10 protein-coding genes are annotated in these 17,237 nt (G+C 27.3%); 3 read left to right on the plus strand and 7 right to left on the minus strand.

Going from position 1 to position 17,237, the window contains the following annotated elements; genetic code table 11:
* Positions 1–196 precede the first annotated feature (196 nt).
* The 5 genes from AC2GW8_RS04580 to AC2GW8_RS04600 all read right to left on the minus strand — a co-directional run bounded on the left by AC2GW8_RS04580 (position 197) and on the right by AC2GW8_RS04600 (position 10,232).
* Complete coding sequence (locus AC2GW8_RS04580; protein WP_440881611.1) at positions 197–2,257, minus strand: hypothetical protein; 2,061 nt, start codon at positions 2,255–2,257, stop codon at positions 197–199.
* A 1,416-nt stretch (positions 2,258–3,673) separates the two neighbouring features.
* The gene (locus tag AC2GW8_RS04585) at positions 3,674–5,740 is read right to left on the minus strand and encodes a hypothetical protein (RefSeq protein WP_440881612.1); all 2,067 of its coding nucleotides are present in this window, start codon (positions 5,738–5,740) and stop codon (positions 3,674–3,676) included.
* Positions 5,741–6,970: 1,230 nt separating this feature from the next.
* Positions 6,971–7,432: a hypothetical protein gene (locus AC2GW8_RS04590; protein ID WP_440881613.1), complete on the minus strand. Its 462-nt coding sequence runs from the start codon at positions 7,430–7,432 to the stop codon at positions 6,971–6,973.
* A 1,012-nt stretch (positions 7,433–8,444) separates the two neighbouring features.
* Positions 8,445–9,359, minus strand: a complete 915-nt coding sequence (locus AC2GW8_RS04595) for a VOC family protein (protein ID WP_440881614.1) — start codon at positions 9,357–9,359, stop codon at positions 8,445–8,447.
* 195 nt (positions 9,360–9,554) lie between these two features.
* Entirely contained in the window at positions 9,555–10,232 is a 678-nt protein-coding gene (locus tag AC2GW8_RS04600) for a hypothetical protein (protein WP_440881615.1), read from the minus strand.
* An 849-nt stretch (positions 10,233–11,081) separates the two neighbouring features.
* Here AC2GW8_RS04600 and AC2GW8_RS04605 point away from each other — a divergent pair.
* Complete coding sequence (locus AC2GW8_RS04605) at positions 11,082–12,497, plus strand: TlpA family protein disulfide reductase (protein ID WP_440881616.1); 1,416 nt, start codon at positions 11,082–11,084, stop codon at positions 12,495–12,497.
* A 146-nt stretch (positions 12,498–12,643) separates the two neighbouring features.
* The gene (locus AC2GW8_RS04610) at positions 12,644–14,011 is read left to right on the plus strand and encodes a TlpA family protein disulfide reductase (protein ID WP_440881617.1); all 1,368 of its coding nucleotides are present in this window, start codon (positions 12,644–12,646) and stop codon (positions 14,009–14,011) included.
* Positions 14,012–14,418: 407 nt separating this feature from the next.
* Here AC2GW8_RS04610 and AC2GW8_RS04615 read toward each other — a convergent pair whose 3' ends face one another.
* Together AC2GW8_RS04615 and AC2GW8_RS04620 are read right to left on the minus strand one after the other, a co-directional pair.
* Positions 14,419–14,874, minus strand: coding sequence for a DUF4442 domain-containing protein (locus AC2GW8_RS04615; RefSeq protein ID WP_440881618.1), 456 nt, complete (start codon positions 14,872–14,874; stop codon positions 14,419–14,421).
* Positions 14,875–15,015: 141 nt separating this feature from the next.
* Positions 15,016–16,206 (minus strand): leucine-rich repeat domain-containing protein, encoded by a 1,191-nt coding sequence (locus AC2GW8_RS04620; protein WP_440881619.1) that lies wholly within the window; start codon positions 16,204–16,206, stop codon positions 15,016–15,018.
* A 595-nt stretch (positions 16,207–16,801) separates the two neighbouring features.
* Between AC2GW8_RS04620 and AC2GW8_RS04625 the strand changes: the two genes are divergently transcribed.
* Positions 16,802–17,230: a DUF4870 domain-containing protein gene (locus AC2GW8_RS04625; RefSeq protein ID WP_440881620.1), complete on the plus strand. Its 429-nt coding sequence runs from the start codon at positions 16,802–16,804 to the stop codon at positions 17,228–17,230.
* Positions 17,231–17,237 lie beyond the last annotated feature (7 nt).

Here is a 17,237-nt window from a genome sequence, read left to right on the forward strand (position 1 = left end):
TGTATGGTATTTAGAGTTTTAAATATGTAACGAAATCATATTTTAATAACTGTATTTTTTTCAACTTTTTCTTTTGAGTATACAATTAAGTACTTGTGTAAAAGTGGTAATAAACAACTATTTCTTTATTATCATAAAAGAAAAATGTCCTCTATATAAAATAAAGGACATTTAAACATTTTTTATTGATTTTTTGTTAAATAGATTTTCTATTCTCTTTTTTCTGTGTTTCTGCTTCTTTTTGTGCTCTATCCATTTCAAAGTTGTATATCATTCGGATTAACTTATCTGTATGATAAATATGATCCTTAACATTGTCCATATCTTCTGATAAATCATCTACAATTGCAGCCATGGGTTTCTTTTGCGAATTATCATAACTATTAAGCCTATCAAGTTTCCTGTTTAACAGTTTTGAGCTATTGAGCTCTATTCCCTCAATTCTTTCAGCAATATCTATATAAGGTTTTATAAATTTATGACGAATCTGTTCTGCTCTATCCAAACTGATTATAGTACTACCTCTTCCTGCAAGCGTACCTTTCGGAACTGCTAAATAATCAGTTCCAAAAACTTCTGAAATAGCTAAATTATCAGCCCATCTGCTTACATCCTTATCCTTTAATAAGGCCCATTTATATCCACTTCTATCTTCGTCATGTTTTATAACTTTACCTATAACACGATCTTGTTGATGTAGCTTAAGCTTATTTATTATAACATTTTTATTATTGTATTGCTTCTGTAATTCTTTGAACTTTTTTGCTTGAGTCGTACTCAATCCTTTTATAATTTCATCACGCCCTTTTTCTGGATATAATCCTTCTCTTTTCAATAATGCCGCTAGTGGTTTTGAAAATTTTTTTCCTTCATTCCAACGGTTTGATCTCTCAAAGATAGGCTCTTTAGAAGTGGCTATCATATCTGCTAAAAGTATTTTTGTAAGTGGCTTTTCATTAACAGGACTTACTCCTTCGAGTAGTTTAGCAACTTGATCTACCGCGTCCAATATTTTAGATTCCGCAATTCTGTCTTTTATCTGTTTTATGTAATGCGCTTCATTTGCTCTTTTAGCATACGCTTTTATTGAGTCCGATTGTTCTTCAATAAAACTTTTAAAAAGATCTTCTGTTTGAATTATACTCTCAGGCTCTATTATTTTAGGCGTTGGACTTGAAATAGGATTCCCTTTAACGTCCTTTAACAGTTCTTCTCTGATAATTTCCATCATTATCGCCCTACTCTCGTTTAACTTATCAAAAGCTGCCTCATAAGGACTCAAAACTGCATCAAAAACAGTCTTTTCTTTCGTGTTTTTTTTAATTGCTGGTTGACTCCAAAATCTCATAACAGAAGCCATCATCCCCATTAGAGCGCTTTTTACATTGGTCTTTTCTTTATCTAATTCTATTGAAGTCATTTTATCATATTTAACCTTTCCTACAGAAGCCAATATATTCTCTTCAACCATGTTATCATCTACAATTTCAATAAGAAAATCACTTATACCTTGGTCAGCCCATTTCGGTGTATTCTGCAAGTTATTTCCGAGTTTCACAAAAATATCTCCAAAATCCTTAACCTCTTTTCGTGTTTGAACGTCATGTAATTCAAGTTCTTCATCAATAACTAAATTAGCCGTTCCTTCTTCTTCTTCATCAACTACTAAATCTGATAAATCAGGTATTTTAATCATTTGTTGTGAAATTTCATGTAAAGAACTACCATGTGTTTCTGTTGTTGTCATGATAAGATCCTTCAACCCATCTCCAATAGCATTGGAAGCTCCAATTGTAAAAGAATTAAGTAATTTAGCCAACATCTTACCCAGCAATGGGGCTAAATATTTTTTTAGTATTCCTTTATCTGTCAAAGTAATTTTCTCATGATAAATAATTTCATTTATAAACTTATGAGCTGTTTTAAAAGTCAACTCTTGGATATTTTTACTAAGCTTTATATAACCTTCTTTGGCTTCAATTTTTAAATCTTCCTGAATACCTTTAACATAGCTATCTAAAACCAATGATTTATACAGATTAACTCTTAGGTCGAAAGGTACAATTTGTGGATTTAAGTTCGGATGTGTAAGTACATCTTCAAATTGTTGTTTAGACACATGACCTGTTTTATTGTGTTGGTAAGATAAATGCCATATTGTAGCACTTTTGTTATTAATATCCTTTACGATTTGTTCAACACTTACCTTGATTGTTGGTTTGTCTTCACTTTTAATAGGGGATGTTTGTTTTGTCATTTTTATATTGTTTATTTTTCTGATCACAAAAATACCTCACTGCACCTACAACTGACTTACCTTTACAGTCCAAGTATTTATGAAAATAGCTCTATTTATACTTCAAAATATTATGATACAACACCTCAACAAAAAATACTCATAAATCACTTGATATATCAATTGTTTAAATAAAGTTTAAATTCAAAAAACACTTAAATTAAGAGGTTGATAAATAGTAAGTATCGTATTGTTGGTTATAAATTTATATTAATAACGCTACCTAGAATTTATATACCTACCTCATGAATAATACCTATATCTTTTCAGTAATGAACCTATTTCGTAGAATGAATAATTTAAATACTTTAGCGATATAAGAGAAGGGGCCTGCGTATTAACCAATACTTAAAAACAAGTACGGTATTCAGATTAATACGCAGCTTTTGTTTTAAATAAATTCCGCCAATAAGATGATATTAAAAAATTAGTTATATAAATTCCACATGATATTTTTTTAATATAAAAACTTATGAAATCATTTAAAAGTGAAAGTATGCCAAGCTTTGAAAAAGAATTACCCAATAATAAAAACTAAGCCTTATTTGCTAAATATAAAATAAAAAGATTATTTTTTGTGAAGAAAAGACGAACATACTAAAGGCTTCAAAAAAGCTGAGTATAAATATCATTTTTATAACTATAGTCTTATAGAAATTATCACTACTAATGCGTTTTATATTATCTTCAAAATATAAATAAACAGTACATGTTTAAAAGTATTAACAAACTAATTCTTTATGCAAAAAATCGAAAAAATTATGAAAAAAATTGAACAGAAATATCCATTATATAAACGAGTTTATAATAAATGAAAAATACCAAGTCAAACTTGAATGTATAAAAACTATTGAAGACTATTGACCATTGTACCAAGTTATCAACTCCTATTTAGATTAACATCTAGGTAATACAACAACATTAGTTATAAATCGGCAGACAAAATACAAACAATTAATAAACAATGCTTTAACCAATACGTGAAATTGATATTTTCATTTAGATCAATGCGTAGCTTTTATTTTAGACAACTAATTACCAACAATATAAATTCATATTAAATTTGTTTCTGGACTGCACTCTTAATAATAGATTTCAGTACCACTTTCTTTTTTATTATAACCGTTTAATGCGTTATATAAGACGCTAGTATTTTTATTTTTTTATAAACACTAATCTAACATATTCAGATATCATTGTTTTTTAGAATTATTTTCAAAACAGAAAAAATATTTATTACATACAAAAGCAATCGATAGTACAATAATTTCACACACTTAAATTAGTAGTTATTGATTATAAAAAGCCCCTTTATTTAGATTATAAAGGGGCTATAATTAAACTATTTCAGTTTAAAGACTAAAAGTTATTTTTTCCTTATAGAGATTTTCTTCTATCTGAATTTGCACCTACTTTTGATTTCAATAATTCAACTTGATCTTCCAAATTATTACTTTTTATTGTCAAGTCTAAAACAACTCTATTAACCGTATCAACTGCATGGCTAGCTGTCGCTTGAGATTTTTTCACTTCATTTTGCAATTTTTTCATAATTTGATCGTAGGTTAATAAAGTTACTTGTTCTTCAAGATCGCTCAAGCTAATTGTTCCATTATTTAATTCTTCTTCTATTTCTTGCTCTAATTTTCCTCTTGTATCATATTGAATATTCAGAATATCAGCAGCTATTTTCTTATTTTTTTGCACATAATTCTCTCTAAACTCATCTGCTCTATCTAAGCCAATAACAGTACTACCTACTCCTGCTTTCCCTGATGTTTTAGGAACAGCTAAAAACTCTTTTTTAACTTCTGATATTGCTATATTTTCAGCCCAATCTTCTATAACCTCTTTATTAGGTTGTCCTCCTTTATGTTCTAATTTCCATAAATACCCACTTCTATCCATATCATGTTTTACTACTTTACCTATGACATATTTTTGTGGATGTAATTTGAGTTTATTGACCAACACTGAGTAATCATTATAATTCTTTTTCAATTCGTCAAACCTTTTTTGATCACCCTGACCTAATCCTTTAATGATCTCCTTACGGTCAGATGATGGAATCAATTCATTATCTCGTAATAATAAAGACACCTTATGTGACATTCTTTTTCCTTCATTCCATCTATTTGATTTACTAAAAACAACTTCTTTAGAACTCGCTATCATATCAACTAACAGCATTTTTTGATATGTACTAATAGCGGTATCGATTTCGGGTATTTGCTTTATTTTTTGTTTTACCTCCGCTAATTTATTTATTACACCTGAATTGGTTATTCTTGTTTGTATTTTTACTTTATATCCAGGGTCATGAACTAAATTAACACGCTCTTGTATTTTTTTATAATGCTTTAATAAAGCCGCGCGCGGATTTTCATTTTCTAAAACCTTTAATTCAATTACAGGAAGTGGCTTACCATCTGGAGATTTTGATATTTCCTCTTGTACAATAGATCTTATTTGAACCTCAAACTCCTCTATTTTTTTTACTGCAGCATCATATGGACTCAAAATACTGTCTAAAATATGCTTTTTATTTTTAGCCTGTCCCATGGCTGGCTGGTTGTAAAATCTTACAACACTTACTAGAGCTCCAATAATTTTACTCTTCGCTTCAGCTCTCCTACTAATGGCATCATTTCCTTTTAAACCTTTAAAGGCAGCCTCCCCCATGGTAGCCATTAAATTTTCATTAACCATCTCATCATCTACAATTCCTATTAAAAAATCACTTATACCTTGATTTGCCCAGGCAGTTGAATTTTGCAAATTTTCTCCAAGTTTCTTAAAAATCTCCTCAGGATTCTCAATTCCTGCTCTAGTTTGAACATCTGAAAGATCACTGCTCTCTAAATCGCCTAAAGGATTAACTCCATCTGCTACATTTGTAAACATTTCATCGTTGAAATCAGGTACTCCAATCATTTGCTGTGAAATTTCATGGAGAGAATTACCATGTGTATTTGTAAGGGTCATTACTAAATCCTTAATTCCATCAGCAACAGATTGTGAAGCTCCAATTGTAAAAGCACTTGCTAATTTTGCCAACATAATTCCTACTAACGGAGCAATATACTTTTTTATTAAACCTGGATCCGTTATTTTTATTTTTCCATTTTTTATGGTTTCTTTAATAAATTTATCTGCGGCCTTAAAAGCTAATGTCTGAATATCTTTTTTTATTTCTGCATAAGATTTTAAATTATCTGACGTACTAAAAATACCACTAACATATAAAGCTTGATCCAATGTGCTTGCTCCAAAAACTATGTCTTTATAGGTTTGTACAACATTTATTAGCTTATCGCTCTTTATAATATCTACATAATCATCCAGAGTAATATAGCCTTGTTCATATTGATTGACCAAATCTTTTATAGTTGCCTTTTTATTATTTATATCATCTATTATTTGACTATTACTTGTATTATCCATTATTTGTTATTTATTTTTTTTATGTAATTAATGTAAACGTTTTATTTTCTATATATTTTATTTTAGATTCATAATATTATTTCTTTCAGCATTTTAATTATTGATCAGAAGAACTAAATGTGCAATGAATACTCCTCTATTTAATATTTATTTTGATTTTTAACACATACACCTAATTTTAAGGATCAATAATTGTTATCATTTTTTTACAAGGAAAAATAACATAAAATAAATCTAATCAGTAAGAATTTTACTTTATTGCCTATAATGGATGTGCTGTTCTAGCTATAAACGATTTACTCTTTAAACACTAAAAAATTGAGTAAAAAAAACACAAAGAAGTAATAATTATTTTCAAATTAAAGACTGCGTACTAATCAAATTCATCCTATTTTTTTGATTAATACGCAGAGTAGTTAACTATTAATCATATTTGTTGAATTTAATTAAATAATAAAGAAAATGAAATCAGCAAGAACACTGAAAACAAAACAGGAGTAACCATTAAAAAGTTATCTATAAGGTCAAAAACAATACAATTAATAAATTGCATAATACAAATCAATTTTACGATATTTCAAAAAATAAAACTATTAAAACAGAATAATAATTAGAAATTTGAAATTGTATTATAGCTATCATTCATCGAATGAAAAATTGTAATATGATATCTTTCCTAATAAGATTAGGTTGGGTTGTATCAATATAAGATATCCTTTTTGTTATTAATGGTAGGTTAAAGAAAATTCCCATTCTGAAAAATTTAGCCTGCCATTTTTTATTTTTTTGAAAGTCATTTGAAAAATAATAACTAAAATTTCATTTATTATCAATAACCCTAAAAAGAGTAAAACAAAATAAATTACTACCTGATAAAAAAAATCTCTTAAAGTATTTTTAAATAATTTTTATTTTCCTATTCTAAAATATTAAACACAAACAACAATTCAACATTCAAAGGAGGTAATGACTCTCTTGTCATTTTTTTATTAAGTCCAAAACAATATATAAAATAATAAAAAAAGAATATTCATATTCAAAATACTAAAAAAAGTAAACTGCTAGATTCAAATTATAAAAACACTTTTTTTTAGGGTTTAAAGTAATATAACTGTTCTATTCTTGTATAATATATCCCACTAAATATTATACTTTTTCAAATCGCAAAAAGCTCCTTCCTTAGGGAGCTTTTTACATTTGTTTCCAAGAATATAAGAACTCTAAAAACAGCTATGAAACTCCCTTAACAAAAAAAGCTTCTGTTTTGTTCTCTGCATCTAACTTCTTATTAAAATTATACTCTTCGCCCATTTCAAGACTTTTGAAAGCGCTTACTGTATTCATAAAACAACCTCCTGCATCTAAAATTAATTGCCTTAGCTCTAACAATCTTGAAATACTGTAAGCTTTAAAAGAAATTTTTTTGTTTTCAAATACATCACTAATTGAAATTTTTTTGTTTTTTTCTTCTATTTTTTGATCAATAACAAGAGCTCCATCCTTATTTTTATGCGCTTTGTTGTACTCTAAAAAAATGGCATTCTTGAAAAGAGAATTTTCTAAGTAGACTTGAGTTTCTTCTTCTGACGGTATTAAAGTTACTATTAATAAATATGCTTCCACTTTTTTTTCTTTGAAAATTCCATCTTTTTCAATTTCTATACATTTTTCTACGTTAAGCTTAATTTTCATATTTTACTCATTTGGTTATCTACAATTTATAATAAAATATTATTTTAATATAAATTCCAGCAATATATTTCACGTTTATTAAAGAAAACGATAATTAAAATCGATTAATAAAACTATCTACAAAATCAAAAATTAACTACTAATTATGTTTTAAGTATTATAATTTTACTAATTAAACCTACTTACTAAATTTATTAAAGTTATTGAATAAAATGTTACATTGAAAATATAGATCTTATTTTAAGAATTTACATTTTTTAAATTTTACGAGTGAAATTCCCCTTTATAAATTATTTCTTTATTGATCCAACATTAACAAAATCTTACGATAGCAAACCACATGAATCTAAAAACGTTTTAGTGTGTTTTAGTCTTCTGAAATTTCTTCTACCTATTAATTTTTTTGGTCTAAAACCCTTAAAATAAATGATTACCAACAACTTGGTTTATAGAAAAGCTATACAATTAATAATTTTATAATGTACTATGAATCTCATATAAAAATGAAAACAACTTTTAATTTTTGTCACCACATTTTTTAACCGCATACACATAATGCCTTAGTAATAGCTTTGATTAAAATTACATTCCTTAAACTTTGTTTGTCCTCTTTAGCATAATCATTTAAATATATACAAAGCCAATAATTAACAGGAAAACACTTAAAAAAAAATAGTACTTTCCTCTTTTTTTTAATGGTTGATCCTATTTTTATTTAGTAACTCTATCTATTTTTAGCCTCATTTTATTACCGCATCTTTGAGCATGCGTTTTGAGGTTTATTCATATTAACAAAACATCATAACTTCATACTTTTCACTCTAAATGTTAATGTGTTGTTTTCCTCTAATGTATTTGTTTAAGAAACTAATTAAAAGTTTTGAATTAATTAAAAAGGCGATTAAATTTTAGAAGGGTTTTTATTCGTATTTTAATAAAGAAAGGAGTAAAACTCCTTTCTTTTTTGTTTTGAATTATTTATTAAGTGTAGTATTTTTTTTAGTTTTCTATTTTAATCTCTAGCCTCTCTTATAATAATCTTTTGATTGTCGGGACTTCGTAAAAAAAGAATTTTTTCTTGTGAAATTTCCTCTTCTTGTTTAGTTGTCGAAATATTTGAACGTCTTAATTTTAAAATGACGTCATTCAAATCACTTGTTTCAAAAACAATCCCTTTTAAACCTACTGCTTTATCAGATCTATCCGTATATTCCAAGTTAAAATCTTGTTCTGACCCCCAATAATACTGTAACTCAATAAAAGATTCTTTTTGCTGGTACATCCACTCTCTATTTTCAATTGCATCTAGATCTAGTTCATTAGGAGGCTGAAGATGCTTAGACCCTAAAAAATAGAGTGTAAACCCTCTTCCGTTTCCATGATCTACGTACATCCTTACTAAAAGTTTTAACTCAAAAAGATGTTCATAAAATTTAATTGATTTTAAAGGATCTTTTGTTCTCAATGTTATAAGCCCAAATACTGGTATTTCTTTAAGTGGCAGAGATTCTATAGTCGTAGTTGGTGTACTGTTATTTTTAAAAAATTTTTGAATGTACTCAATACTATAATTCTCTGTATCTCTTGTATGCATCAAGTAACCAATATCTTTAAACTGAAAAGGCACTCCCTTTACAAATTTAGGATTTAAAGATCTATAAACCTCTTCAATATTATCTACAAACAAGCTATATTTCCAATAATTATCATATCCTGTTTCTTCATAAACCTCATCTTCTTCATTATTTAGTATATCGTGATGAAGTTCTAAGGAAACGGTATTAACATTATCAGGAAAACTAAGAACATATCTTGATTTCCCTTCAAACGTTTTAGTCTCTAACAACCTCATTCCAAGCTGTCTTATATAATAATCTAAAGTCTTCTCTGGTGACTTTATCCCTAATAGCAACCTTGATAATTTCATTTTTTTAATTTTATTTTTAGTAGAAAAATACATCTATTATCCTTACAAAGAAATGAAATTAAAAAAGTAAAGCCTGTGACTAAAGTCACAGGCTTTACTTTTTTAAGTATTAAGTATAATTTTCTTTTTTTGTTAATTAAACAAAGAAAACAAGCAAAATTATTTAAAATAAAAGCTCTAGAAATAGGCCATAAACTAACCATTTATGAATCTCTTTTTTCTCTTAGGTACAAAACTTGTAAAAACTTTTCCTTCAGGAGATATTGCAAGTTGCTTAGACTTAAAAACATTGAATTCTTTTTTAGCTTCGATAATCATTTTAATTATTTCTATAACATTTCCATTCTTAACTGCTTTTTCACCACCTTTAAAAAAAACTTCAGAAGCCAAATAAATAATAGGCGCCTTATTAATTATCCTTTTTGCAAGTAACGTGCTAGTTCTATCAGCATGAACGAGCATTACTTTTTCTTCTGAAAATCCGCCAACCGCTACACAGTCTGATGCTCCACCTGTCCAAGCTCCTGATTTTGAAACATGAATATCTGCCATTTCTATTAAATTACTTTCAAAGTCGTCTAGAGATCCAGGTATGTTATCAATAATACGGTCATCTATTAATTTCGCTATATCCCGTTCCTGTTGAGTTATTGATTCTGAATCTTCCTCATGAATTGACCAATTAGGGTCATTTCCCTTTATCCATTTTTTCGTAAGCCCTGCAAACTCAATCTGATATTCTACTCCTAACTCTCCTTCCCTACAACCAACAATAGTCCAAGGTATTTTTTTTATTCCTTCAACTACTTTTAAACCCAATAAATCTTTATTTACTGTGGCGATTCCTTCAAATTCTTTCTTTTTACTTTCCATTATTTACAAATTTAATTTCTCGAAATCTCGTGATTAATACTGAGATTGACTCTTTAATTTCATTACTATATTTTTTAAATTTGTTTTAATCTAAAATTGGTTTTTTATAAAAACTTTTATACAGTAAGAGATTAACTTTTAAAAAAGATCATCATTACCAAATCATATTTATTTTAACTCTCATTACAATTTAGCATATTCATAGTTTTTGAAGAAACTGATACCATATCATAGAATTACAAAAACAAATCTTCTAACTATAAAAACTATTAAAACCTGTCTAAAAAACCCAAAACTAAGTAAAAACCCTATTTTTTTTCAGTAGAAATACGTATTGCTTATTTACCTCCTTTTTTATTTTTTTGTGTTACTATTAGACTTATAAATTTGTAAGAAGGGTTTTTTAAGTGATTAGTGAAGGGAGCTTCTTTTTGATGCTCCCTCTTAACTTTACGACAAAACATAATATTTAATAACCACCACAACTTACCATTCATTTTATTTAATCCTATATTTTTATGGCACAATATTTGAATCATAACAATATATTAATTAAAATATTAATTAGATGGAAATATTTTACTATTTAAGCCAAATTTGTGGGAATAATTGCTTTTAAGAAGATCGTAAAAAAAACTAATAAAAAATTATTAGTTTTTTTTTATTTTTATGATTGATTTTTAGTATATTATGCAAAAAACACAATAATATCTTTTAAATGATTTTTAGATGTTTTTTACATAATGTCTAATACTCTATAAATTGAAATTTTTTGGTAATTTCTTTGAAAAAAAAACTAAATAAAGTAATTTCGATTTTTTAAACACTAAATTTCCTAAATAATTAAGAATGAAAAAAATAGTACTTTTAGCCCTCACAGGAGGTATTATAATTTCAGCCCTCGTAGGCGGTATTATGCTTTCATATACGAAAGAAGAACCTATAAAGGATTATCTGGTTTTATCTGGCACGATTGATAATTTTAAAAGAAGAGATATAAAATTAGAGGGTTTTGACTTTGAAAAAAAGATACTTTTTGATAAAAAAGCGAAAACATTTCTCGATACAATACGTCTGAACAGAGATGGTTACTATAAAATAGTAGTAAATAAAAGAAGATTCGATATTTTCTTGACTAAAACAGAAGATCTAAAAATTACATTAGATTATAAGAATCCAGATGCAATAACTTTTGAAGGAGTTAATGGCGTTACGGGTAAATATTTTTTAGATAAAAAGGAAATATTTGCCGAAGAAGTAATAACCTTACGAGAATTACTCACCAAAGAAGAAACTGATTTTTTAACGATACTCAATGGCTATAAAGAATCTCTCTCAAAACTTTTAACAAATAGTCAACTACCAGAAGCGTTTATTAAAAAAGAAACTAAAAATATAGAGTATGAATACCTAAGAAACTTATATTATTACCCTAGCTATTACCCTGCTTTAAGTGGAGATGAAGAATACAGTCCTTCAGGTAATTTCCCCTCTGTATCAGATAAAATAAATTTTAACGAAGGAGAAGATTATCAAGATTTTACCTTTTATCAAAATATTGTTAAGGATGAAATCCAAAGGTTAGCTGACGAAAAGTCAACAGAAGATACAGACATAGCACTCAACTATTTAGAAACAGTACATACAGAAGTTTCCGATAGTATTGTAAAAAACAATCTTTTATTTGATCAGGCACAAAAAGGAATTACCTATACAGATAACTTAGAAGGATACTACAGAAAGTATATGGCTTTCTCTAGCAATAAAGCACAAAAAGATAGGATGACTGAAATATATAATTCATTAAAATTGACAGCAAAAGGTATGCCTTGTCCTAAATTTGAAAATTATGAAAATATAGAAGGAGGAACAACTTCTATGGATGATCTTCTAAGTTCTGGAAAATATTTATATATTGATGTATGGGCTACTTGGTGTAGTTTCTGCAAAAGAGAAACCCCTCTCTTAAAAAGATTAGAATTACAATACCATGATGAAAATATTGAATTTGTAAGTATTAGTGTAGATAATATTAATGCAAAAAGCAAGTGGAAGGAGACAATTGAACAAAAAGAGATGGGCGGAGTTCAATTATTTGCAGATAAATCTTTCGGTTCTGACTTCATTAAAAAGTTTGCTATTAAAGGGCTTCCAAGGTTTATTTTAGTTGATCCTGAAGGAAATATAATTAGCCCCAATGCTCCAAGGCCTTCAGACGGTCCAAAACTAACTAAAATGTTTGAAGAAATTGGAATAAGTATATAAAAAACATCTATCTAAAATATTAAAACCGCTACCTAGCGGTTTTTTTTTTGGCAAAAAAATCATATATTGAAAATTTTACGCTCTTAGTAGCGTTAAAATACTTTAAGTAATATTTAATTTAAAACTCCCCTAAACCTAATTTAAAAATGAATTTTTTTTCAAAACTATTATTATTAACTCTTATTATTTCTTGCTCTAAACCGATAGAAAAAGACTATCTAATCATTAGTGGAAATGTTAAAAACACTAAAAGAAAAAGAATGAGATTAACAGGTTTCAATTTTGAAAAAGAAATTGAAATTGACTCAAAAAACGGTAACTTCATTGACACATTAAGAATACCAAGAACAGGATATTACAATATAGTATTTAACAGTTCAAAAACTATTAAACTTTATCTAACAAAAACAGATGACATTAAAATTCAAACAAATTTTAAAAATGTAAAAAATACAACTTTTGAAGGAACTAATGCTCCAATTAACAAATACTTTATTGATAAAAGCAAACTTCATTCATCAGTTATTATATCTGCATATACATTATTCAAATATGATGAAGAATTATTTACTCAGACCATGGAGCGTTATAAAAATAGTCTTACTGAATTATGTATTTCAAATAATTTTCCTGAAAATTTTCAGAAAAAAGAATTAAGAGGTATTGATTATGAAATCATTAGAAATATTAATAATTACCAAGACAACCACAGAACTTTGATTGACTCTGATGAATTTACCGTTTCTAATACCTTTTATGACAACTACCCTCCTATTGGTTTTAATAATACGGAAGACTACAAGGATTTTTTCTCATATAGAAAAATTATAGAAGAATCTTTAACAAGAAAATCAAACAGAAAAGAATCTCTGTACCTAGGCTATTTAGAAACAATCACGAAAAACGTTAAAGACAGCCTAATAATAAATGATCTATTTTTTAAAAAAGGAGAAACAGCTATAACATACACTGATAAGCTTGAAGAATACTTCAACTTCTATATACAAAATTCATCTAACGAACATTACAATTCTAAAATCACAGACAAATACAATATATTAAAGCTTACAGCTAAAGGAAAAACTTCTCCTAAATTTTACGATTATCAAAATTTTGATGGAGGCACAAGCTCTTTAGACGACTTTTTAAACAATGGAAAATATTTATTTATTGATATATGGGCAACATGGTGTGGATATTGTGCAAGAGAAATCCCGCTACTCAAAAGATATGAAGTTTTATATCATGACAAAAACATTGAATTCATTGGTATCAGTGCCGATAATCAAAATGATTTTGAAAAATGGAAAAGAACCATCATAAAGAATGAACAGTCAGGACATCAGTTGTTTTCCGATAATGCAATGGAATCAGAATTTTTCCAAAAATATGCAATAGAAGGACTCCCTAGATTTATAATATTAGACCCAGAGGGAAAAATTGTAACTCCCAATGCCCCGAGACCTTCTGAAGGCGATAAGCTAGAAAACTTAATCAACAGCCTAGATATTTAATTATAACACTTATAGACTAAGGAAGGTATTTGATTGAATACAAAATATTCTCTCCAATACCTTTCTTTTTTAAAAACTATTATCTCCATCAATAATATTACCGAATTCTTTTACCTGAATAAGGAAATAAAAAGATACTCACCTTTTAACGAAATCTTTATTTAAAATAAAACCATAAATGAACTGTCTTCTGTTAAAATTCTTTTTCTTTATTAAGAACCATACTTAAAATTAATATTCATTTTAATATCTAAACCCATCATCATAAAACTCCTACTTGCTGAAACAACTCTTGTATCTGGATATAGCTCAATCTCTATAAACTACATTTCTTATGCGTAAATTCAATAATTAATCTAAGGTGCATTGTAATAAAATAGTTTTATTTATTTCACTGTAATTGAATTTTAAGATTTCAATTTCAAGCTCCATTCATATTCAAAGCTAGAAACCAAATCACCTTTCTCATTTACCCCTTCTGATTTTACTGTTATAGTCTGTCCTTCTCCTGTTTCAATAGCTTTTCTTATTGCATTTTTAATTAACTCACCTTCAACACATTTGAAATACACTTTACCGGTTGCTTTTTTTGTAAAGATTGCATTCATTTTAGTCACCAACATGGATATATTTTTTCCTGAATCTTTAATAGCCTTCATTACTAAAATCCCTGTTGTAAGTTCAGAAGCCATCCCCTGAACAGCCCAAAAGATCGATTTAAAAGGATTCTGATTAATCCATCGATGCCGCACTACTACAACCGAACATTTAGCAGTTATGCTCTTTACTCTGATACCGGTAAAATAAGCAGCAGGCAACTTAAAAAGTAAAAAAATATTTATTTTTTTTGATGTAAAGCTCATTTAAAGTGTATTTTTAATAATTCGAAGACTTTTTTATTTTTTAATATTGAAAGACTTTATTCTAAAACAAACACTCAAATATATAAAACAAAATAAAGTCAATTTTAGAAGTCATCGTATAATTTATAGAAACAAGTATTCCTAATCGACTTTAATAATACCCCCATTATTTTGATAATCTATTTTAAACAATTTTCTTACACTAACACCTTCAATATAGAAAACAGCAATATAAATACCAGGATCTAATGCATTACAAATCCTAACCTGTTGTTTATTCAATAAAGTCTTTCCTAAAATAACCGTACCATTTAAACCATATATCTCAATATGAATACTATTAATATCTCTAACCGAATTAAAACATATTCGATAATTAGTGATAGAGCAAACTATTTTATACGGAGTCCTATTAAATGAATCTACTTCATAGATTGTTTCATCATTACCATGCTTTATAAATCTTACTTGAGGGTCTATTAAAAAGAATCGTCGACTTTCAGCTATCTTAGCTTGTTCAGGTATATTAGTATATATAAAATAAAGTGCTCTATTAGAGGAAGCGTCCATTGTTTGCAAATCCATACCAATACTTCCTAGATAGTTAATTTTTAGAGACTCTAAGTTATTATTATTACAACTTAAAACTTTAAGAGCTTTGTGAGCTCTGATATCTAAGTTTAAAATACTATTGTAACTACAATCGAGTTTCTTTAAATTTAAATTATTACGAATATCTAAATTATCCAGCTGATTATTATCACACAAAACTTCATTTAGATTTGTATTGTTATTGATATTTAAATGAACTAAATTGTTGTGAGATATATGCAACTTAGTTAAACCTACCAAAGCTGAAATATCAAGCTGAAAAAGGTCATTATCACTCAATTTCAAATATTCCAAATCATCAGAGTCAGGCAAGTTTATAAAAGTTAACTTATTTCCTCTACAAGATATATGTCTTAATTTACTGTTGTGCCTTATTTCTAAATATACAAGTAAATTATTGTCCCCCACCAATAACTCTAGATTCTGATTACGGCTTAAATCTAATACTTTTACGTTATTACCTGAAAAATCTAAATGCTTTAAGTTTGAGAACGCTTCAATACCAAGAAGGGATGAAATATTTTGGTTACTAATATCCAAATTAACAAAATTCATTGCCTCCGACACATCAATTTCCTGATCTTTATTTCTGTTTACTGACGATTGCAATAATATGTTTTTAAAATTAGGGTCATAAATTTCAACTACCTCTTTATCTTGGGTAAAGCCAGTACTTATTATCGTAATTAATAAAATTATGGTTAGTTTTTTTTTATTCATATTTGGTTAAATTTATATTGTTAGATACCGATCAAAAATTATTCATATTAATCGGGACATATCGAATGTAAGAAGGCAATATTACTTCTAAAGCAATAATTAAAAATGAATAAACTCGTAAGAAGGAGTTTTCAATATAGGCATTATAAATGAAAAGTTCAGAACTAAAAGAAAATTTCAAGCCTAATACATCTAATAAATCATAATTATTATTCTAAATAAAGAAACTATCCGAGATGTTATGAGAATTTAGCTAAGAATAGCTGAATTCTCATAACACTATAAAAGACAGACATATATTCAATAATTTTTAAATTTTAATTTATTTTTTGGGCACCAAATATTAACCTAATAGATCAAAAAACAAACTGCATACATAAAAAACAAAAAAACTATAAATAAGTAATTTAATTACTAATCATAACGAATAAAGAAGCTTGAAAAAGGAAATAAGTCTATACTTCTTGTTTGAGAAACACACTATAAAAAAAACACCTAAAGAATCATTTAACAAAAAAAACAGTACTATGTATTGCATAATACCATTTATTATACATATATTTGCATTGTAAAGTAGTATATAAAATATCTTACAATGCAAAATAATAAGGAAAACACAAATGCTTTTTTAATACATATCTCATCATTTACTGGATATTTATTTCCATTGGGTAGTGTTATTACACCACTGATTATATGGCAAACTATGAAGGATAAAAGTTCCAACTTGAATGAACATGGTAAAGAAGTTCTTAATTTTAATATCAGCTTTAGTTTGTATATGCTTATCCTTGGAACCTCTATTTTTTCTTTTATTATTAAAAATATATGGACTACTTTAGAGAATATTAGTATTGGGTTTAATGATTTTTATTTTTTTAATAATTTTTTTAATGTTTTAGGAATAGCCTCATTAATCAGTATTATAACATTTTCTAAAGTAGCTTTAATCATTTTAGGAGCCATAAAAGCCAATAACGGTGAATTTTATAAATACCCACTTACCATTAAGTTTATTAAGTAATTATTTT

Source organism: Tenacibaculum profundi (assembly GCF_057162725.1).

What these genes read in the sequence shown, in the direction of transcription:
- AC2GW8_RS04585 (WP_440881612.1), bottom strand. Translation starts at nt 5,740, where the DNA reads ATGGATAATACAAGTAATAGTCAAATAATAGATGATATAAATAATAAA.
- AC2GW8_RS04625 (WP_440881620.1), top strand. Translation starts at nt 16,802, where the DNA reads ATGCAAAATAATAAGGAAAACACAAATGCTTTTTTAATACATATCTCA.
- AC2GW8_RS04580 (WP_440881611.1), bottom strand. Translation starts at nt 2,257, where the DNA reads ATGACAAAACAAACATCCCCTATTAAAAGTGAAGACAAACCAACAATC.
- AC2GW8_RS04600 (WP_440881615.1), bottom strand. Translation starts at nt 10,232, where the DNA reads ATGGAAAGTAAAAAGAAAGAATTTGAAGGAATCGCCACAGTAAATAAA.
- AC2GW8_RS04615 (WP_440881618.1), bottom strand. Translation starts at nt 14,874, where the DNA reads ATGAGCTTTACATCAAAAAAAATAAATATTTTTTTACTTTTTAAGTTG.
- AC2GW8_RS04590 (WP_440881613.1), bottom strand. Translation starts at nt 7,432, where the DNA reads ATGAAAATTAAGCTTAACGTAGAAAAATGTATAGAAATTGAAAAAGAT.
- AC2GW8_RS04610 (WP_440881617.1), top strand. Translation starts at nt 12,644, where the DNA reads ATGAATTTTTTTTCAAAACTATTATTATTAACTCTTATTATTTCTTGC.
- AC2GW8_RS04595 (WP_440881614.1), bottom strand. Translation starts at nt 9,359, where the DNA reads ATGAAATTATCAAGGTTGCTATTAGGGATAAAGTCACCAGAGAAGACT.
- AC2GW8_RS04605 (WP_440881616.1), top strand. Translation starts at nt 11,082, where the DNA reads ATGAAAAAAATAGTACTTTTAGCCCTCACAGGAGGTATTATAATTTCA.
- AC2GW8_RS04620 (WP_440881619.1), bottom strand. Translation starts at nt 16,206, where the DNA reads ATGAATAAAAAAAAACTAACCATAATTTTATTAATTACGATAATAAGT.